This is a genomic window from Streptomyces sp. NPDC048254 (genome assembly GCF_043201895.1).
Lineage (GTDB): Bacteria > Actinomycetota > Actinomycetes > Streptomycetales > Streptomycetaceae > Streptomyces.
Genome location: NZ_JBICZJ010000004.1, coordinates 607,571 through 626,953 on the forward strand (window position 1 = coordinate 607,571; position 19,383 = coordinate 626,953).

The 19,383-nt window shown below is 70.5% G+C and carries 18 protein-coding genes and 1 pseudogene; 8 read left to right on the plus strand and 11 right to left on the minus strand.

Translation table 11 applies throughout. The annotated features are described in order from the left end of the window. Positions 1–157: 157 nt before the first annotated feature. Both ACGFZQ_RS15205 and ACGFZQ_RS15210 read right to left on the minus strand, forming a co-directional pair. Positions 158–1,270: a histidine kinase gene (locus tag ACGFZQ_RS15205; RefSeq protein WP_351736597.1), complete on the minus strand. Its 1,113-nt coding sequence runs from the start codon at positions 1,268–1,270 to the stop codon at positions 158–160. Next, a complete protein-coding gene (locus ACGFZQ_RS15210; protein ID WP_393840750.1) occupies positions 1,267–1,935 on the minus strand; it encodes a response regulator in 669 nt (222 codons plus the stop codon). The genes ACGFZQ_RS15205 and ACGFZQ_RS15210 overlap by 4 nt, the downstream gene beginning before the upstream one ends. Positions 1,936–2,051: 116 nt before the next feature. On the opposite strand from ACGFZQ_RS15210, the pseudogene ACGFZQ_RS15215 reads away from it, so the two are divergent. After that, positions 2,052–2,819, plus strand: a pseudogene (locus tag ACGFZQ_RS15215) (serine hydrolase); the annotation flags it as partial. A 60-nt stretch (positions 2,820–2,879) separates the two neighbouring features. Here ACGFZQ_RS15215 and mgrA read toward each other — a convergent pair. From mgrA to ACGFZQ_RS15230, 3 genes are all read right to left on the minus strand, one after another. Then, the gene (gene mgrA, locus ACGFZQ_RS15220) at positions 2,880–3,923 is read right to left on the minus strand and encodes an L-glyceraldehyde 3-phosphate reductase (protein ID WP_393840751.1); all 1,044 of its coding nucleotides are present in this window, start codon (positions 3,921–3,923) and stop codon (positions 2,880–2,882) included. A gap of 170 nt (positions 3,924–4,093) precedes the next feature. Beyond that, complete coding sequence (locus ACGFZQ_RS15225; protein ID WP_393840752.1) at positions 4,094–4,453, minus strand: nuclear transport factor 2 family protein; 360 nt, start codon at positions 4,451–4,453, stop codon at positions 4,094–4,096. A 21-nt stretch (positions 4,454–4,474) separates the two neighbouring features. Beyond that, positions 4,475–5,269, minus strand: a complete 795-nt coding sequence (locus ACGFZQ_RS15230; RefSeq protein WP_351736591.1) for an SDR family oxidoreductase — start codon at positions 5,267–5,269, stop codon at positions 4,475–4,477. A 112-nt stretch (positions 5,270–5,381) separates the two neighbouring features. Between ACGFZQ_RS15230 and ACGFZQ_RS15235 the strand changes: the two genes are divergently transcribed. Next, complete coding sequence (locus tag ACGFZQ_RS15235) at positions 5,382–5,891, plus strand: helix-turn-helix domain-containing protein (RefSeq protein WP_351736589.1); 510 nt, start codon at positions 5,382–5,384, stop codon at positions 5,889–5,891. A gap of 160 nt (positions 5,892–6,051) precedes the next feature. Here ACGFZQ_RS15235 and ACGFZQ_RS15240 read toward each other — a convergent pair whose 3' ends face one another. The 3 genes from ACGFZQ_RS15240 to ACGFZQ_RS15250 all read right to left on the minus strand — a co-directional run bounded on the left by ACGFZQ_RS15240 (position 6,052) and on the right by ACGFZQ_RS15250 (position 12,813). Then, positions 6,052–9,837, minus strand: coding sequence for a family 78 glycoside hydrolase catalytic domain (locus ACGFZQ_RS15240; protein WP_393840753.1), 3,786 nt, complete (start codon positions 9,835–9,837; stop codon positions 6,052–6,054). A 944-nt stretch (positions 9,838–10,781) separates the two neighbouring features. Next, positions 10,782–11,909, minus strand: coding sequence for a glycoside hydrolase family 19 protein (locus tag ACGFZQ_RS15245; RefSeq protein WP_393840790.1), 1,128 nt, complete (start codon positions 11,907–11,909; stop codon positions 10,782–10,784). A gap of 85 nt (positions 11,910–11,994) precedes the next feature. Then, entirely contained in the window at positions 11,995–12,813 is an 819-nt protein-coding gene (locus ACGFZQ_RS15250; protein ID WP_393840754.1) for a lectin, read from the minus strand. Positions 12,814–13,168: 355 nt separating this feature from the next. Between ACGFZQ_RS15250 and ACGFZQ_RS15255 the strand changes: the two genes are divergently transcribed. Together ACGFZQ_RS15255 and ACGFZQ_RS15260 are read left to right on the plus strand one after the other, a co-directional pair. Then, positions 13,169–13,342, plus strand: a complete 174-nt coding sequence (locus ACGFZQ_RS15255) for a hypothetical protein (RefSeq protein ID WP_393840755.1) — start codon at positions 13,169–13,171, stop codon at positions 13,340–13,342. 315 nt (positions 13,343–13,657) lie between these two features. After that, the gene (locus tag ACGFZQ_RS15260; protein WP_393840756.1) at positions 13,658–13,903 is read left to right on the plus strand and encodes a DUF5133 domain-containing protein; all 246 of its coding nucleotides are present in this window, start codon (positions 13,658–13,660) and stop codon (positions 13,901–13,903) included. A 44-nt stretch (positions 13,904–13,947) separates the two neighbouring features. Here ACGFZQ_RS15260 and ACGFZQ_RS15265 read toward each other — a convergent pair whose 3' ends face one another. After that, complete coding sequence (locus ACGFZQ_RS15265; RefSeq protein WP_393840757.1) at positions 13,948–14,601, minus strand: TetR/AcrR family transcriptional regulator; 654 nt, start codon at positions 14,599–14,601, stop codon at positions 13,948–13,950. Positions 14,602–14,666: 65 nt separating this feature from the next. On the opposite strand from ACGFZQ_RS15265, the gene ACGFZQ_RS15270 reads away from it, so the two are divergent. From ACGFZQ_RS15270 to ACGFZQ_RS15280, 3 genes are all read left to right on the plus strand, one after another. Then, entirely contained in the window at positions 14,667–15,434 is a 768-nt protein-coding gene (locus ACGFZQ_RS15270; protein ID WP_393840758.1) for an MBL fold metallo-hydrolase, read from the plus strand. Positions 15,435–15,509: 75 nt separating this feature from the next. Further along, entirely contained in the window at positions 15,510–16,064 is a 555-nt protein-coding gene (locus ACGFZQ_RS15275; protein ID WP_393840759.1) for a cupin domain-containing protein, read from the plus strand. Positions 16,065–16,469: 405 nt separating this feature from the next. After that, entirely contained in the window at positions 16,470–17,687 is a 1,218-nt protein-coding gene (locus ACGFZQ_RS15280; protein WP_393840760.1) for a 4-hydroxybenzoate 3-monooxygenase, read from the plus strand. Positions 17,688–17,794: 107 nt separating this feature from the next. Here the strand turns inward: ACGFZQ_RS15280 and ACGFZQ_RS15285 are convergent, their stop codons facing one another. Next, positions 17,795–17,947 (minus strand): hypothetical protein, encoded by a 153-nt coding sequence (locus tag ACGFZQ_RS15285; protein WP_393840761.1) that lies wholly within the window; start codon positions 17,945–17,947, stop codon positions 17,795–17,797. Positions 17,948–18,158: 211 nt separating this feature from the next. Between ACGFZQ_RS15285 and ACGFZQ_RS15290 the strand changes: the two genes are divergently transcribed. Continuing rightward, positions 18,159–18,365: a hypothetical protein gene (locus ACGFZQ_RS15290; protein ID WP_393840762.1), complete on the plus strand. Its 207-nt coding sequence runs from the start codon at positions 18,159–18,161 to the stop codon at positions 18,363–18,365. A 69-nt stretch (positions 18,366–18,434) separates the two neighbouring features. Here ACGFZQ_RS15290 and ACGFZQ_RS15295 read toward each other — a convergent pair whose 3' ends face one another. Further along, positions 18,435–18,995 (minus strand): hypothetical protein, encoded by a 561-nt coding sequence (locus ACGFZQ_RS15295; protein ID WP_393840763.1) that lies wholly within the window; start codon positions 18,993–18,995, stop codon positions 18,435–18,437. Positions 18,996–19,383: the final 388 nt, after the last annotated feature.

Here is a 19,383-nt window from a genome sequence, read left to right on the forward strand (position 1 = left end):
CCGTGCCTCACGTGCTCCACGGTCGGTCCAGGCCCCCCTGCGGCACCATCCGCCAGGTGTCCGAAACCACCCCGCCGACCGGCCGGCCTGCCCCTGCGGCCCGACCTGGCCGGAACCGGGCACCGGTCACCGGTTGCGCTTCGCCCGGCGATGGTGTTCACCGGTCGGGCTCAAGGGGCAGCTCCAGCCGGAGCTCGTAGCCACCCTGGTCCGTAGGGCCGGACGTGACGGTTCCGCCGAGGAGCTCCGCCCGCTGGGCCAGACCCGCCAGGCCGTGATGGGCGCTGGGCAGGGCGAGCGGGCTTCGGGTGGGGGCGGTGTTGGTGACCGTGGCGCACAGGACACCCTCCCTGAGCCCGATGCGGACGGTCACGGCGGCGCCGGGGGCGTGTTTGCGGACGTTGGTCAGCGCCTCCTGGACGGTCCGGTAGACGGCCCGCTGCACCGTGGGCGGCAGCTCCTCGGGCACGTCGGTCTCCAGCTTCGCCTCGATGCCGCCGGCCTCCAGCAGGTGCTCCAGGTCGGCGAGCGAAGGCTGCGGGGTGAGCTCCGTGGGCCTGCTGCCGGAGGCCCGCAGCACGCCGACCATGTGCCGCAGCTCTTCCAGGGTCTGCACGCTCAGGCGGCGGATCGTGGCCGCGGCCTGTCTCGTCTCGGCATCCCGGCCGCCCACCTGGAGCGCTCCGGCCTGTACGGCGATGAGACTGACCTGGTGGGAGACCACGTCGTGCATCTCCCGCGCAAGCTGGGCACGCTCCTTCGCCAGCACGCTCTGAGCGGTCAGCAGCCGTTCCTGCCTGCGGGCCTCGGAGATGTCGGCGAGCCGCAGCGAGAGCTCGCGTCGGGCCTGGACGAGCTGGCCCAGGAAGACGGGAGCGGCAGCGGTGGCCAGCGTGTAGCTGAGGTGGAACAGGCTGTTCGTCTGGGACAGCTCGGTGGCGTCGAGGGACGACCACGGCCAGGGCAGGAAGTCGATGATCGCGTAGAGCAGCGCGCAGCCGCCCAACAGGAAACGGTGGCGATTCAGGGAGGACAACGTGTACAGCGCGACCGTGGGGGCGACCACCGCGTCGGTGACCAGGCCGGTGGGGAGCGTGAGGACGAAGGTCGTCAGAGGCAGCCGGTGACGCAGCACCAGGGCGAGGGCGCCGAGCAACGCGCAGGCAGTGGTGGCCCGGTCCTCGATGTCGACGTGAACCCATGCGTCAGCCAGCGCCATCCCGACGAGACAGATGTCCATGAGCGCGGTCCGCGGCTGGCGGGGGCTCATCGGGCGCCCTCGTCCTGTGCGTGGGTGAGCAGGCCCGCACGCTCGGCGATCAGAGCCGCCTGGACACGGCTGCTGACCCGCAGTTTGCCGAGCACGCCGGTGACATGGCCCTTGATGGTGCCGGTGCTCAGATGCAGCCGTTCGCCGATCTCGTTGTTGGCGAGTCCTTCGGCCATCAGGACCAGCACGGCCCGCTCACGCTCGGTGAGGCGAGCGGTCAGACGGACGGCGGTGGGTTCACGGACGCTGTTGTCGAGGTAGCCGCCCACCACCAGCCGGGTGACCTTGGACGACAGCACGGTCCCTTCCTCGGCCAGGGTACGCACCAGGTAGGGAAGCTGCTCGGGATCGGTGTCCTTGAGCAGGAATCCGGCGGCGCCCGAACGCAGGGCGGTCGCCACGTACTCGTCGGTGTCGAACGTGGTGAGCATGGCGACGACCGGGGCCTTCGGCATACGGCGGAGTTCGGCCAGGATCGTCAGCCCGTCCACGTCCGGCATCCGGATGTCGAGCAGGACCACGTCGGGGCACAGCTCCCGCACGGCCTGCACGGCCTGGCCTCCGGGTACCGCCGCGACGACTTCGATGTCGTCCGCCGCTTCGAGGATGTGCGTGAAACCCGTACGGATCAACGCTTCGTCGTCGACCACCAGCACCCGGATCATGTGCGCTCCGCTCGTCGCATGCCCGGGTCGATGCCTACCCCCGCGGGAGCAGGCCTCCGGGCGACCGGCACGCAGAACCCGCCGGTTGGCGGCGCGACCTCAGCCGGTCGGCGGGCGGTGCCCGCGACAAGGTCTACCCGGGTGCCGTCTGGGCCGTGGGCGACCGCTCCGGAAACATGACCCTCGGCACCCCGGGGGTCATGGATCCCGACCGGCCCGACGAACCGATGCGGCACGACACCGTCTTCGACGTCGAAGGACGCACGGAGATCCTCGCGGTGTGGACGTCCATCGGATCCCTCGTCGAAGTCGGCAAGCTGCACCTCGACGAGCAACGTGGGTGAGTTCTGGTCCGAGGTGCGCGGCCATCCGCTGGGCCGCGACGGCATCCTCCACGACACCGTGCACCGTCCGCCGGGGGAGGCCGTGGAGTACACCGACCGCGCCGCCCTCGTCCTCGGCTACCTCGCCGAAGAGCTCTCCGGCCGGCGCCTCGACGTCCTCGCGGCCACCGAGGTGTGGCAGCCCCTCGGCATGACACGCACCTGCTACGGCCCTCTGCCCGACGAAGCGACCGCCCGGTGCGCGCCGACCGAACTCGACGACATCACCGGGGCTCGCCTGCGGGGCACCGCCCACGGACTGCCGGCGCGGCTGCTCGGCGGAGTCTGCGGCACCTCGGACTGTTCAGGCGCCCGGCCCCGGGAACGGTCCCCGGGACCGACGACATCTGGGAGCCCTACGGCTCCGGCGCGGCAGGCGCATGGCTGTCCCCCGATCAGGGCCGCTGGGCCATCCTGCTGACCAACACGCGTTACAGCACCAGGGACTACGGATCCCTCATCCAGGTCCGCAACACGTTCCGCTCGCTCGCCTTCGCCTGACCGTGCGCCGACGAGGCCGCCGGAGCTGAGGCCGCACAGGCCGCCGGCCGATGTACGGCCTCAGTTCATCTTTCCGGTCCGGGCGTCGTGCCACAGGTCGACGCCGCCGTCGACCGCGTACGTGTCGATTTCGGCCAGCTCCTCCGCCGTGAACTCCAGGTTCTCCAGCGCGGCGACGTTCTGCTCGAGCTGTTCGGTACGCGACGCGCCGATGACCAGCGAGGTGACCCGCTTGTCACGCAGTGCCCAGGCGAGCGCCATCTGCGCGAGGGTCTGCCCACGGCGCTGGGCGACGGCGTTGAGGGCGCGGAGCCTGTTCACCATGTCGTCCGACAGCCAGTCCGTGTCGAACGACGTGCCGGCCGCGGCCCGCGAGTCCTCCGGGATGCCGTCAAGGTAGCGTCCGGTGAGCAGGCCCTGCGCCAGCGCCGTGAACCCGATGACGCCGAAGCCCTCTTCCTGCGCCGCGTCGAGCAGCCCGTCCGTCTCGATCCAGCGGTTCACCATGCTGTACGACGGCTGGTGGATGAGCAGGGGCGTCCCCAGTTCCCGCAGGATCGCGGCGGCCTGCCGGGTGCGCTCGGCGTCGTAGGAGGAAATCCCGACATACAGGGCCTTGCCCTGGCGGACGGCGGTGTCCAGCGCGCCCATCGTCTCCTCCAGGGGCGTGCTCGCGTCGAGACGGTGGGAGTAGAAGATGTCGACGTAGTCGAGGCCAGTGCGCCGCAGGGACTGGTCGAGGGAGGCCAGCAGGTACTTGCGGGAGCCACCGCCCTGCCCGTAGGGGCCGGGCCACATGTCCCAGCCGGCCTTCGTGGAGACGACCAGCTCGTCCCGGTAGGGCGCGAGGTCCTGCTTCAGCAGCCGCCCGAAGTTGAGTTCCGCGGAGCCGTAGGGCGGCCCGTAGTTGTTGGCCAGGTCGTGGTGGGTGATTCCCAGGTCGAAGGCGCGGAGCGCGATGTCCCGCTGGCTCTCGAACGACCGGTCGTCGCCGAAGTTGTGCCAGTAGCCCAGGGACAGGACGGGCAGGTCGAGGCCCGAGCGCCCGGTGCGCCGGTAGCGCATCGTGCCGTTGTACCGCTCGGGGTCCGCGACGTGGTTCATGGGGGTCTCCGCAGGTGACAGTGGGTTTCATGCCGTTCGGGGGCGAACGTGCCTACTGTGCCCTGGCTCGATTCCCGAGTCCAACAGCTCACGCACATCGGATTTATCTTTGTCACTTCTCAAAGCGAGCTGCGTGGCTCGGTGGATGGTCCCTCAGCCGTGGGAGCTGGTCAGGGTTCGATGACGAGGTTCTCGATGAGGCCGTCGCTGAGGGTGAAGCGGTAGTGCAGGTCCACCATGCCGCCCGGGAAGTCGCCTTCGAGGTGGTGGGTGGCGACGTAGTGGTCGGTGCCGACCTTCTGCACGCCGGTGAGTTCGGTCGTGTACGTGTACTCGCCGGCGGCACGGGTCAGCCAGGTCTCGATCGCGGGGGAGCCTCGGTGGGTCTTGCCGTCGTCGGTCACGCTGGCGCCTGGATGGAAGGCGCTGCGCGCGGTGGCCGTGTCGCGGACGCGGTGGGCATCGAGGTAACGGGTGATCACTTCGGGGAGGGCGTCGGGGTCGATGTTCTGGGGCCGGTCGGTGTGCATGGTGGTTTCCTGGGGGAGGGGTCACACGGTGGGGATGGTGCCGCCGTCGATGACGTGCTCGGCGCCGACGATGGCGGAGGCGCGGTCGGAGGCGAGGAAGGCGACGAGTTCGGCGACTTCCTCGGGGAGGTTGGGGCGGCCCAGGGGGATACCTCCGAGGGAGTTCATGAGTTGTTTCAGGGCCGCCTCCTGGGTGGTGCCCGCGTTCTCGGCGATACGGGCGACCAGGTGGTCGGCGGCGGTGGTCCGGACGAAGCCGGGGGCGACCGTGTTGACGCGGACACCGTGCGGGGCGACCTCGTTGGCCAGCCCCTTGCTGTAGGTGGTCAGGGCGGCCTTGGCGGCCGCGTAGGCGAGGGTGCCGTTCCACAGCGGCATGCGGCGCTGGATCGAGGAGACGTGGATGATGACGCCACGCCCGGACTCGATCATGCGGGGCAGCAGGCCGCGATCCAGGCGGACGGCGGCCAGGAGGTTCACGTTCAGCTCCCTGGTCCAGTCGTCCTCGTCGAGCGCCGCGTATCCGCCCGAGGGCGCGTCCGAGCCGCCCAGGTTGTTGATCAGGATGTCGATGCCGCCGAGGCGGCGGAGGGCTTCCTCGACCACGGTGGCGGCCCCCTCGGGGGCGGCCAGGTCTGCGGCGATCATCTCCGGGGCCGCGATGTCGTCCGGTCGGCTGCGCGCGGTCACCAGCACGGTGGCGCCGGCCTGGGCCAGGCGTCGTGCGACGGCTGCGCCGACTCCTTTCGTGCCGCCGGTGACCAGGGCGCGTCGGCCCTGCAGCGATTCGCTGACTGCTGGGGTGGGGGTGGCCATGATGGGTCCCGTTCCCGGGCGTGGGCAGGCAGGAGCCTCACGCCCGTCGTTACTGCTAAAATAGAAGCTAGTAACTTCGACTTTAGCAGTAACTCTCTGGGGATGGTCAACCTTGACAAGCCGCATCAGGGCAGAAGACCTCGAATGCCCGCTGTCCACGACCGCGCAGCACGTCGGCGAATGGTGGACGCTCCTGCTCCTCCACGACGCCTTCGACGGGTACACCCGCTTCGACCAGTTCCAGGAGAACCTCGGCATCTCCACCAGCATGCTCACCGCACGTCTGAAGAGGCTCGTCGCCGACGGCCTGCTGGAACGCCGCCCGTACCAGACCAACCCGGTCCGCCACGAGTACGTCCTGACCGACCTGGGCCGCTCCCTGCGCCCGGTGATCATCACACTCGCCGCATGGGGAAACTCCCGCCTCGCCCCCGAGCAGCGCAGCATGGTCCTGGTCGATGCCGACAGCGGCGAAGAAGTCGAACCCGTGGTCGTCGATGCCAAGACCGGCCGCCGCCTCGACGACAGCCAGACCTACGTGTTCACGGCCGGCCCCGCCGCCGGCCACGCCATGCGGGCCCGCTACACGCCCGGCACGCCGGACGGTGCAGTCACTGCCTGAAGACCGTCGCCGACAGGCGCAGGCCGTGCCCTCGCGGTCGGGCCGTGCGGCCCGACCGCGAGGAGACTGACAGCGTGCCCGAACTCTGCGACGGCCGCGGCGACCGTGGCAGCGGTGCGGGACGGCGCGTGCGCCCCGTCCCCGCGAACTCTCCTGGTGGTCAGACGACCGCCGTGAAGGTGTAGTGCCCGGCCGGCAGATGGTAGTTCGCCGGGCCCGCGGGGACGGCCTGCGCCGGGGCGACCACCGATTCCGGCCGTGAGGTGGGCACGGTGACGGCGGCGAAGGTGTTGACGGGCACGGTGACGTGCAGCCTCAACCGGCCGCCGGAGACGGCCCAGCTGCTCGCCGCGCTGCCGTACGGGGTGTCGTACGTGCTGACGGCGGACGTCACGCCGCCGCCGGGCCGCGGCGCGATGCGCAGGGAGGCGTAACCAGGGCTCGCGGGGCCGAGGCCGCCGACCTGGCGGTAGAGGAAGTCGCCGACCGAGCCGAGGCCGTAGTGGTTGAAGGAGTTCATGCCCGGGTCGTTGAACGAACCGTCGGTGCGGATGCCGTCCCAGCGCTCCCAGATCGTGGTGGCCCCGTGGTCGATCATGTAGCCCCAGCCGGGGAAGCCGCGTTGCAGCAGGATCCGGTACGCCGTCTCGACATGACCGTGGTCCGCCAGCACGGGCAGGAGGTTCTCCACGCCGAGGAAGCCGACGCTGAGGTGTCCGTCCGTGGCCGCGACCTTCGCGGCGAGCTTGTCCGCGGCGGCCCGGACCAGGGACGCGGGCAGCAGCTCGAAGGCCAGGGCCAGCACATAGCCGGTCTGGGTGTTGCCGCGGACCGTGCCGTCGTCGGAGACGAAGCGGGCGCGGAAGGCGGCCGCGACCTGGTCGGCGAGCTGCCCGTAGGACGTGGCCTCGGCGCTGCGGCCGGTGGCCGCCGCCATACGCGACACCAGGCGGGCCGACCAGGCGAAGTAGGCCGTGCAGACGAGGTCCTGGGCCGTGTTGTCGTTGACGTTGAGCCAGTCGCCGTAGGTCTGCTGATCGCGTATCAGGTCGCTGCCGGAGGTGTCGCGCAGATAGTCCACCCACTGGGCCATCGCCGTGAAGTGCCGGTCCGCGACGCCGAGGTCGCCGAAGCGCTGCCACAACGTGTACGGAATGACCGTTCCGGCGTCTCCCCATCCGGCCGTGCCGGAGCCGCCGATCACCGCGGGCGCGACATCAGTGAAGGCGCCGTTCGCCTGCTGGGCGTCCGCCAGGTCGTCGACGAACTTGGCGAGGAGGGCGTGCGTGTCCAGGTTGAAGGTGGAGGTCGCGCAGAAGGCGGCGATGTCACCCGTCCAGCCCAGCCGCTCGTCCCGTTGGGGGCAGTCGGTCGGGATCGAGAGCATGTTGCTGCGCTCGCCCCACACGATGTTGTGCTGGAGCTTGTTGAGCAGCGCGTCCGACGCGCCGAACGAGCCCGGCCGCCGGGCGTCCGTCCACACCGCGCGACCGGTGACGGTGGTGGCGTCCGGCCGGAAACCGGACGGCAGGCCGCTGAGTTCGACGTAACGGTAGCCGTGGACGGTGAACCGGGGCTCGTACGTCTCCACGCTCCCGGTACCGGCGAGGGTGAAGGAGTCGGTGGCCTGGGCGGCGCGCAGGTTGGTGGTGTAGAGCGTCCCGTCGGGGTTGAGGACCTCGCCGTGCCGGACGGTGACCGTGGTGCCGGCGTCGCCGCGGACCGCGATGCGGTTCCAGCCGGCGAAGTTCTGCCCCAAGTCGAAGATCCACACCCCCGGCTGCGGCTCGGCCACCGACACCGGACGGAATTCCTGCTGCACGGTGACACCGTTGTCGACCTGTGCCACCAGCCGCGGGACAGCCCCGTCGTGGACGGCGACGGCGGCCCAGCCGCTGTCGTCGAAGCCCGGCGAGTCCCAGCCCTCGACGTGCAGGCGCGCGTCGTAGGACTCGCCCTGGTACAGATCGTCCGCGGTGATCGCGCCGGTGGCCGTCTTCCAGCTGCGGTCCGTCGTCACCAGCTGGGTGGATCCGTCGGTGTAGGTGATGAGCAGTTGTGCGCCGTAGAACGGCTGGGTGCCGTAGTGCCGGCTGCCGGCGAAGCCGATGTTCCCGGAGTACCAGCCGTTGCCGAGCCACGCACCGAGCACGTTGGCGCCCCGCCGGATGTGCGCGGTGACGTCGAACACCTTGTACTGAAGGCGCTTCGCGTAGTCGGTCCACCCGGGGGCCAGCACGTCCTCGCCGACCTTCCTGCCGTTGAGCCGCGTCTCGTGAAGACCCAGCGCGGTGGTCAGCAGCCGTGCCGAGGCGACCCGCCCCCGCACGCTGAAGCTCTTGCGCAGCATCGGCGCCGGCCCAACGACCTGGACGTTCGATCCCCACGGGCCGCTGCCGTACGGGGCGAGCGCGCGTGAGGCGGGCCAGGCGCTGTCGTCGTATCCGGGGCTCTGCCAGTCCGCGGGCGGGTCCTGGTGCGACTTCCACGCATCGTCGGTGACCACTGTCGGGCCGCCCGTCACCGTGAGCTTGGCGATCAGCCCGGCCGGGGAGAGGGTCGTGTTCCGGCTCGCGACCGCGAGGGTGTTGGCGCCGCTCCTGAGATGCGCGGTGACATCGACCGTCGCGGCGCTCTTCCACGAGTCGGTCACGCGTCGTGAGGTGCTCACCTGGGTTCCGTTGACCCAGACGTCCGCGGTGTCGTCCCCGGTCACGATCAGGCTCGCGGCGGCGGGAGCGTCCGCCAGCGTGAAGGTGCGCCGGAAAGAGCGGGTCGCGACGGGTGCCTGGGACGCGGGGTCGCCCTCCGGGTACCAGATCCAGGTGGCGCCCGAGAGATCCGGGCCCGGCGGCCGCCCGATGAACGCGGCGGACCACTCCTGTGCGGGCGCCAGCAGCCCGGTCTCGAACCACTTCGGCCTGCTCCAGGCGGCCGCCCGGCCCTGTGTGTCCCAGACGCGCACCCGCCAGAAGTAGCGGGTCAGGCTCTTCAGCGGCTCGCCGGCGTAGGCGATGTCGATCTGCCGGTCGGACGCGACACGCCCGCTGTCCCACAGTTCACCGGAGCCCTCGGCGGTGGCCGAGACCTGGATCCGATAGCCGCCCTGACGCTGCTGCCGCTCCGCAGAGTCGAGGACCCAGCCGAAGCGCGGATGTGCCGCGTCCACGCCCAGGGGAAGGGCGCGATGCTCCACGGTGCCGGCGGCCACGCTCAGCGGCGACGGGGACGAGAGGTCGGGAGCGGCGACCCCGGTGTACCAGGGGGCCGTACCGTAGGCGCCGAGATCCCGGGCGGCCGGCCAGCCGTCGTCGGTGAAGCCGGGCTGTTCCCATCCCGCGGGCACGTCCTTGCCCGCCGACCAGCGGCCGTCGGTGACGACATCGGTCGTGCCACCGGTGGTCTGCACGCGGATCCGTCCTAGGACGCCGGCCGCGCCGCCCTCGTTCCGGCTCGCCAGTGCGATGGTGTTGGTCCCCGCGGTCACGGCGGGCCGCAGGTCCACGTACAGGGCGTCGCGCCAGGACCGGGCGACTCTGGGGGAGCCGGCGAGGGGTCTCCCGTTGAGCCATACGTCGACGGAGTCGTCGCCGGTGACGACGAGCTGCGCGTCGGTCACCTCGCCCTCGGCGACGGTGAAGCTCGTGCGGAAGTAGCGGTGTCCGGCGGGGGCGTCGGAGCCCGGATGCCCCTCCGGGTACCAGATCCAGTGGGCCGGGGACAGCCCGACGGGCCCGACCGCGGATGTTCCGGTGGCCGCCTGCGCGCGGCCGGCGAACGTGCCGACGGCTCCCGCGGCGAGAGCACCCGCCGCCAGCGCCGACGCCGTGCCGAGGAAGCCACGTCGGCTGACCGGGGATTCCTCGTGTGGCGTGCGCGAGCCGGAGTCGGACGAACCGGGTGAGTCGGGTGAGCCAGGGGCGGGGGGTGTGGTCTGACTGGCCAACGGAGTACTCCTTCACGCGCGTCGGGCGAAGCAGAACGGCTCGGTGAGCTGCGGACGGGGCCGGGAGCTCCCGGCCGGTCGCGGTGGCAGGCGAGTGATTGAATCGTTTCAAACCGTTAATGCGGTGGAAATGTATGAAAGTTGATGAGCGGCGTCAATAGGATGGCGCATCGTTTCATCGATACTCGTACGCCGCCGTGCGAGTCGACCGTGCACGCGTGAGGTGCCGGTCGGGGGGAGTTCGCGCCGTCGTCGGCGCGCCCATGTCTCGTATGCAATAAGGTCGTTCGCCGAAGAACGCGCAGCGCTCGGTCAGCCCACGCCGAGAGCTCCGAGATCAAAGACGAGGGCGAGCGCCGGAGCGGCCGCGGCTGCTCCGGGCGATGTCCATGGGGCCGCTCTGCGGTACCTGAGCACGGGCGCCGTACAGGCGATGAGCCGGTTGTGGCACCGCGCTCGACATCCGCCACCTTCCCCGGCAGCGGGCCGCCCCGGCTTCACCTTGGGGCGCAGATGCCGTCGTGGTGAGTGCCTGCCCAGTCGATGAGCAACCGTGACGGCGTCGAGCAGGGTGACGCCCGGATCGGTCAGTGGAAGCACATGGTGTCTCGGACGGCTGGGGCTTGGGTTCGACGTTCGCCCAAGCGGGCCTCGGTACGGAGTGGCTCGAGCAGGTGACACACACTGCGTCCGGCCGGAACGTGGGTGGACCGGCGTCGGCGGGAAGCTGGTATCCGGCCACTCCCCACCCCAGAACCCACCCGTCCGGCACGCAGCCGTCCGGCACCAGGCGGTCGGTATCCGGCCTGCCCGCGCTGGTCGGGCAACGGTCGTCCCAGGGTGGGCACCGGCTGCGGATACCCACCGCAAGAACCGGCCGCGGGAGCACCGGCGGACCGGTGGGGGATTCCACCGGTCCGCCGTGCGGGGAGGCTCCGACGTGATCAGCAGTACAGGTTGCTGCCGGGGCTGACCCCGAGGATGGAGGTGATGCGGTTGTAGGCGTCGACGCGGCTCTGGACCTGGGCCGGGTTGCGGCCGTCGCACTCGAGGGAGCCGTTGATCGAGCGGATCGTCTGGCCGAAGCCGGCGCCGTTGACCATGGCGTTGTGCGGGGTCATCGTCCCGGGGCCGCTCTGGGTGTTCCAGTACCACAGGCCGGTCTTCCAGGCCACGGCCGAGTCGTTCTGCACCAGCCAGGGGTTGTTGAGGAGATCGATGCCGAGCGCGTCGCCGGCTGCCTTGTAGTTGAAGTTCCAGGACAGCTGGATGGGGCCGCGCCCGTAGTAGGCGGCCTGTCCGGCCGGGCAGCCGTAGGACTGGCTCCAGTCGCAGTACGTCGGGTAGTTGGCGGTGTTCTGCTCGACCACGTACACCAGCCCGCCGGTCTCATGACTGACGTTGGCGAGGAAGGCGGCGGCCTCCTGCTTCTTGACGGTGTCGGAGCCGGTGTTCGCGAAGCCCGGGTAGGCCGACAGGGCAGCGGTCAGGCCGCTGTAGCTGTAGAACGAGTTCCGGCTCGGGAAGATCTGGTTGAACTGGGCCTCACTCACCACGAAGCCCGAGGGAGTGCCGCCGCCACCGCCGCTCGCGGGGGCGCTCCACTTCTGGTTCGCGCCGCCCGAGCAGGTCCAGATCTGCAGCCGGGTGGCGTTGGCCGAGTTGTTGCCGGTCACGTCCAGGCACTTGTTGGCCTGTGGGTTGACGATGTCGTTGGCCGAGCTGACGGCCCACTGCTGGGCGGCGGAGCCGTTGCAGTCGTAGAGCTGGACCGTCGTGCCGTCCGCGGTGCCGCCACTGGTCACGTCCAGACACTTGCCGAGCGCGCGCAGAGTGCCGTCGCCGCTGTTGGACCAGCTCTGGGCACCGGTGCCGTTGCAGTCGTAGAGCTGGACGGCGGTGCCGTTGGCGCTGCTCGCGCCGGCCACGTCGACGCACTTGCCGGCCAGCCCGGTGATCTGGCCGGTCGCCGCCTGGGCCGGGGCGACGGTGAACAGGGCGGACAGGACGGCGGCGAGGACGACGCCCAGCGTCAGCCGGAAGAGGGCGGTGCGCCCGCGAAGGCGGGACATGAGGAGAGGAAGGCGCATGGAGAGCTGCTCCTGACGTGGAACGAGGGGGGTGGGAGTGCGTGACCGGCCTGCGAGGGCAGACGTCTCAGCCGAGGACCTGCTGGGTCACGACGATGTGTCCGGCATCGGGGTCGAGGACGCCGCCGAGCCGGCTGAACGCGCCGTCGGTCAGATCAAGGCACTTGGGCTCCTGCGGAGTCTGGGCGAACGTGCCGCGGTCGTTGACCCGAACGGTCAGGGACCGGCCGTTGGCGACGTTGGTGACCTGGACGCGCGTACCGAAGGGCAGTTGAGGCTGGCGGGAAAGTGAGGTGGCGGCCGTGTCGGCGTTGTTGTCGAAGACCTCGCCGCTGGCGGTCAGGGCACCGGGCGGTTGGGGGCCGTAATGCGTGGCCCAGCATTGTTCGCCGCCCTGGTCCGCGGGCGCGTTCCACTTCTGGTTGTCGGCGCCGGTACAGGTCCAGATCTGTATCCGCGCACCGTTCGCGGAGGAGCGGTCGGTGACGTCGAGGCACTTGTTCGCGGCGGGGTTGACGATGTCGTGGGCGGCGGTGACGGTCCATTGCTGGTTGGCGGCGCCGGTGCAGGACCACAGCTGGACCTTGGCGCCGTCAGCGGTGGAGTTGCCGGTGACGTCGAGGCATTTGCCCAGGGCGCGCAGGGTGTTGTCGGCGCCTGGGGTCCACTGCTGGGCGCTGGTGCCGTTGCAGTCGTAGAGCTGCACCGGGGTGCCGTCGGCAGTGCCGGCGCCCGCGACGTCGAGGCACTTGCCGGCCAGGCCCGTGACCGTGCCGGTCGCCGCGGCCGCCGGTGCCGCGGTCAACGGGCTGAGCGACAGGGCCAGCAGGGCTATGAGAGGAGTACCGCGTAACGCGGTGGCGAGGAAGGAAGAGCGAGCAGCCATGGGGGGTGGGGAAGCCTTTCCGAGGTGGCACGTAGGTGTGGCGGACACCGACAGGACGCACGTCGGGACGACCTGACATCGGGAAAGCTAAAGGTCTATACCAAGGCCGTCAAGGTGTGAACATGACAGATGTGGCCGGTGTCCCCGCTGCCGCTCGTTCGGCGTTCGTGGGTGACGGATCTGGCTCTCAAGTTCTGTGATCGGGATCGCTGGGATGCCCGGCTGGAGACCGAACAGCGGATCTCGTGAGGCCGGGGGTGAGGTGCGAGGGCGGCGCGCATACGGCTGCCGCACTACCACGGCGTCGGCGGTCTCGTCGGTCTGTGGGTCATTGACCGCGTGCGCCGTTGGGGGAGTGGCGCCTGCGGACAGCATCTCCTCGGCGTTGTGTGAGTTCGACCGCCTCGGCCAGGACGGCGACGGCTACCTCAGCCGCCCGGAATTCGCCGCCCTGCGGACCCGGTTCTGGACCAGCGACGACCCCCGCGAGCCCGGCAACCTGATGTGCGGTGAACTGCCCCGGGTTTGACAGGTGTCCTGGGCTTCCGTCGGTGCCGTGCGGCAGGTGGCTGTGGCCAACTCGACCTGAGAGCGCGACTTTCCGGGCCGCTGAGGCGTGACCATCTCTGTTGGCGTCACGTACAGGGCCGGCCCGTGACACCGTCCACCCCTCCGCGGCGGACCTCTCAACTCTCCAGGTATGGACGTCTGGTCGCGGGGCAGACGGAGGTTCACTCGGCGCGGTTCCGCGTCGAAGGGTGGCGCAGGACGCCGCCCGTGCGACCTGTGCCTCGCGGTGGCGTCGACGTGTCCGCGAGCCGAGCTTGGGGGAGTGGGAATCGTCATGATTCTTCCGGCGGAGAAGGAACTGCGTGCCGCACTGGCCCGGTTCGCCGACGCGCGCATCGAGCACGACGTACGCCCCACCGGCCGCACCAGCCGCCTGCTGGAGGACGCCACGTACACGCTGTGCGTGATGACCGGAGCGACCGACGTGGAGCAGGCCCTGCATGCGGCGGACAGCCTGTTGCAGGGTTACCGCTCCGGCCGCGGGGGCAGCGCCCGCGAGGACGAGACCCTGGCCGCGTAGGCACGGCCGCACGGCCCCTGCTGCTCCGCCGCCCGGCCGAAGGCCTACCGCTTCGGGCGAGCAGGCCGCAGGAACGTGGCGATGAGCGTGCCGGCCAGCCACTCCTCGTAGGTGTCGGCCGACCAGCCCCGCCCCGCTGTGAGCTGCGTGTACAGCTGCGGTCCGGCCAGCGCCCAGAGGCCGTCCGCCAGGTGCGCCGGATCCGCTGCCGGATCCAGCGCACCGGTCTCGTCGAGGTGGGTGACGAACGAGGTGACGCCGGTGAGCCGTTCCCCTTCGGCCATCTCCAGCACCTCCCCGACGTCCGGCCCCGCCTGGGTCAGCAGGGTGAACAGCGCGGCGATCCGCTCATGGATACCGCGCACGTACGCAGCATAGAGCCGGAGCTTGGCGTCCGGCTCGCTCGTCCGCAGGATCGCCCGCACCTCGGGACGGTCCGCCATGGGCACCGGCTCGTCGTCGCCGGCCAGCGTGCTGTCCCACAGGGCCTTCACCAGGCCCGGCTTGCCGCCGAACGTCTTGTACACGGTCTCGGGTGAGACACCCGCCCCCTCGGCCACGGCGCGCACGGTCGTGGCGTGGTAGCCGTCCCGGAAGAGCAGCTCACCGCAGGCCGCCAACACCGCGGCGCGATTGCGGCGGGCGGCCTCCCGCCGGCGCTCGGAGTTGTAGGGGCGGCGTGGTGTCTCGCCTGGCATCGGTGCACCCTCCCAATTTGATACAGTCCGCTGTATTGAATTCTGGCAGGTTGCTGGAGGTCCTTATGTCCCGTCCCGCGCCCACACAGGTGGCACCCGGCGTCCACCGCCTCGGCGATCACGGCATCAACTTCTACCTGATCGAGGGCCCCGACGGTCTCACCTTGATCGACGCGGGTGTGCCCGCGCATCTGGATCAGCTGCGCGGGCTGCTGGCCGGCCTCGGCCGTTCCGTCGCCGACATCCGTGCCGTGCTCCTGACCCACGGCCACCTCGACCACACCGGCCTGGCCCACACCCTCCAGGAGGCCGGAGCCGACATCTGGATCCACGATCGGGACGCCGCGATCCTGCACGACGGCCCGCGCAGCGTGAATCGCCATGCCAAGCCCGAGCGTTCGATGCTCCCCTACCTCCTGCGCAGGCCGGCCGCACTGGCCATGCCTCTCCAGTTGGCCCGCGCGGGAGCCTTCACCGCTCCCGCCGTCCAGAACACGCGGGTCTTCTACGGCGACCAGGTGCTGGAGGACGTCCCCGGTGCCCCGCAGGCCGTCGTGCTGTCCGGTCACACCCCCGGCAGCGCCGCCTACCACTTCGCCGACCGCGGGCTGCTCTTCACCGGCGACGCCCTGGTCACCGCGGACGGGCTGTCGGGTCACACCGGACCCTCGATCGTGAGCCGCTGCTTCACCCACGACAGCAAGGCCGCGCTCGCCGCCCTCGACCGTCTCGACCAGCTGCCGGCGGACCTGCTGCTGCCCGGCCACGGCGAACCCTTCACCGACGGCGTCCGGGCAGCCACTCAGCAGGCACGCCACTTCGGAGTGCGCTGACCCGCGCCGTACCCCAAGTTCTCCAGGCGGCGACCCGCCTGGCACGACGACGTCCAACACCTCGAAGGAAACGACATGAGTTCCATACCGTTGACCGACGGCGCCGAGACGGCGGACTACTACCGTCCGCGCGTCCTGCACGTCCCCGCAGGGATGGGCGTGGTCAAGTGGATGTCCGGCGACGTCTACGAGACCATGGCGCCGGCCGAGTCCACCGACGGCGCAGTAGGCCTCACCGTCTGCTGGGTGCCCCCGGGCGGCGGACCGATCGCACATGTGCACCGGGCCGCCGACGAGTCCTTCTACGTCATCTCGGGTGCGCTGGAATTCCTGAACGGCGATCAGATCTTCGTGGCGAACGCCGGAGACTTCGTCTTCGTGCCGAGGGGCACGCGGCACCGGTTCCGCAACCGCACCGGCGAACAGGCGCACATGGTGTCCTTCTTCACGCCCGGCGGAGGCGAGGGGCTGTGGCTGGAAGGCGGGGACGATCCCGTACCCGGTGAGAAGCCCGAGTTCTGGCCGCCGGAGCGCGGCCTGGCCCTGGGTCCGCTCCTCGGCCGGAAGGAGATCGACATGGTGATCCTCCCCGAGGAAGCCGACCTCCAGGGTCCCGCCGACAAGCCCTGAGCGGCACAGCGCAGCTCACACGGGAGGCGGCGGCATTGTCCGCGCACAGCCCGCCACTGGCGCCCACGTAGCCGGCGATCAGCGCGGCCCACCGGGAGCCGCCGTCGAGCCGGGCCGTCAGCACCGGCCCGTCCGCCGTGGGCCCGAAGCTGCCGCCGATGGTCAGCGGCGGCGGCAGCCGGTCGGCCGGTGCGGTCGTGATCTGCGCGGTGACGAAGAGGTGCCCGTAAGTGGCAGGAAACGCAGGCCCGTTGCCGAGGGGCCGTAGCCGAGGGTGTTGGCGGCAAGGAGGTCCCCGGTTCCCGCACAACCACGTCGCCCCAGCCCGAAGCACGCCGCCTCGCCCGGCCCCACTCGGCGCTAGGCTGACCCCGGAGGTGCCAAGTGGCCCAGGGCGAGCGGAAGTTGGACGAGGTTTCGGAATCCACGACCGTCGTGGTGATCGGCGCGGGCCCGGCCGGGCTGACGGTCGCCAATCTGCTGCGCAGATCCGGCATCGACAGCATCGTCCTCGAGCGCCGCAGCCGCCACCACGTGGCACAGCGACAGCGGGCCGGCATCGTGGAGAGCCGCGCGGTGCGGATGTTCGTGTCCTGGGGGCTGGCCGACCTGGTGCTGGGCAGTCCGCCCCACGACGGCGTCCTGGAGTTCCGGGTGGACGGCAAGAGCCACCTCGTCGACGACAGCGACGGATCCGAGGGCCCCGGGGCGCGTCTGTGCCCCCAGCAGGTCCTGGTCCAAAACCTCACCGCCACCCACCTCGCCGACGGCGGCGAGGTGCGCTACGAGACGGCCGACATCACCCTGCACGACCTGACCGGCGACCGCCCCACCGTCCGCTACCGCTCCGCCGACGGCACCGTGCACACGATCACCTGTGCCTTCGTCGCCGGCTGCGACGGCGAGCACGGCGTCACCCGCACCGCCGTCCCCGACGACCACCTCACCGTCCACACCTTCGACCACGGCATCGGCTGGCTAACCGTCCATGCCGACGCCCCGCCCCCCACCCGCCCCCTGCTCGCGGTCAGCCCGCAGGGCTTCGCCGCGCACTTCCCCCGTGGACCGCACAGCGGCCGCTACTACCTCCAGTGTCCGCCCGACGACCACCCCGGCGCCTGGCCCGACACCCGCGTCTGGGACGCGCTGCGCACCCGGCTCGCCGACCCCGCCCTGACCGCGGGCCCGATCACCGACCGCGAGACCTTCCGGCTGCGCAGCCTCGTCCACGACCCCATGCAGTACGGCCGCCTGTACCTCGTCGGGGACGCCGCCCACATCGTGTCCCCCATGGGCGGAAAGGGCATGAACCTCGCCCTGTACGACGCCGATCTCCTCGCCCGCGCCATCCGCGACCACGTCCGCGACCACGACGACACCGGCCTGCGCACCTACTCCGAACGGTGCCTGCGGCGCGTCTGGAGCGACCAGGAGTTCTCGCACTGGCTGACCCGTACGGTCCACGACGCCGGCGACGACACCGGCTGCGGCCCCTTCCTGCGCAGGCTGGCCCGCGCCCGCCTCGACCGCCTCTTCACCTCCCCAACCGCCGCCCAGGCCTTCGCGGAACTCATGACCGGTCTCGACCCGGCCCAGAACCACCCCGCCGCCACGGGCCGCTGACCACGACGGGAACCCACGGACCGGCCAAGAGCCCGCGCGGCGGGAGACCCTCGCCTGCCTCAGCCACAACGGTGCGTGCCCAATCCGCCGCTGACACCGCCTGCACCTCAGGAGGCCAGCGCGTCCACGATCGAGGGAAAGCCGGTCAGCACGGCGGGCAGGATCTCGGTAACGGTGGTGGGCACGAAGTTCTCCAGTCTTGGGGCAGGACAGCACCAGGAGGGCGGCGCGAGGTTCTTGCCGCGTAGATGTGGTGACACAGGAGTTGTGTCGCAGTCAGGCACGCTTGTGACGCTCGGTCTCCTGACGTGCCTGGACTGGAGTGCAAGAGCCGCATGTTGAGAACGTAAGGGCTCCACTTGGTAAGCAATTTGAACGCGTGTCTCACGTTGAGGTATGGACCGCGTTGGCCTTCCCCACGAGCTGGTGGTGCCGCAAGCCGCCTGATGACGCACCTGTGACGCGCTCGCCGTGCCCCGCCCGGCCCGTACGACGGTGCTCGGACTGTGTCTCCACGTCCTGTCGGTCCGGCTGCGCCGGCACCCGTACTGCTCGCGGGCGGCCGTGGCGGTGCCGTACGCGCGGGCGGAGGTCCGCTGTCAGGACCGGGCCTGGCGGGCAGGGAACGGGAGGGCGGCGGGCGAGGGCTGCCGGGTCAAGAGCTCCGAGGACCTGTAGTTGGTACCGCTGGGCTGCTGCTCGCCTCGTTGGGGCTCCTCGCGGGCGGAAGGAGCGTCGTCTTTGATGTCACTGCGGGCGGAGCCCGTACTCGGCCAGCCACCCGAGCAGCTCTTGGCGAGAGGTCTCGACAAGTCGTCCCCCGGTGAAGCGGGCGTCGTCCGTCACCTCTGCCACGCACTCTGAAGGAGGGACGAAGGACTGGGCCCCCTCGTCGGTGGTGAATTCGGCCTCAGCCAGGACCAGACCCCGCAGGGGACCGTCGAAGACGTCGACGCCCAGGGGAGGCACGCTGAAACGCGTCTTGGACAGCACCGCGGCCGGCAGCGACGCGAGCAGGTCGTACTCCGTCGGGGACAAGTAGGTGTTAGTGATCAGGCCCTGAACACCGCCGGGACGAGAGACCGGCACTTTCTGAGTGAGTTTGCGTTCGCAGCGTCCGTCGGAGAAATCCGCACGTCGCAGCCGCAGACGTGTTCCCACCAGATACCGATCGGTGATCAGACGGGTGACCGTCATCGTCGACGGCGTCGGCGGTTCGGCCAGCAGGAACCGTCTCTCACGCTCAACGCGTGCGTACTTGCCCGGGTAAACCGACTGACCTTGAACCCCACCGGCCTTGTCCATCATGAGCACAGCTTCTCAGCTGCTTTTCCCTGCGTGGCCACATCAAGACCACAGACTCCGATCTCGCGCACTCCCAGATAGAAGCCGGTACCCGTCAGCAGCTGGTACGCGAGACGGTCGGACGACTGCGCGAGCCACCTCGAGGTCCTGGCCGCCTTCGGGCAGCAGGGCACGGGCTCCGTGCGAAGGAGGTCTGCGAGATGCTGGGCATCGGTGCCGAGCCGCGGTCCACCGAGAGCGTCCGCGCCAGCCGGAAGCACCTGGTTGACCGCACACACTTGCCGAACCCTAACCCGAACCCGGCCTGTTCACCCTCACCCACCCCGCACCGGCCACCGCAGACGCCAACTCGTCGCAAGTCCTGCGCACCATCACAAGAGGTCCGCTCGGG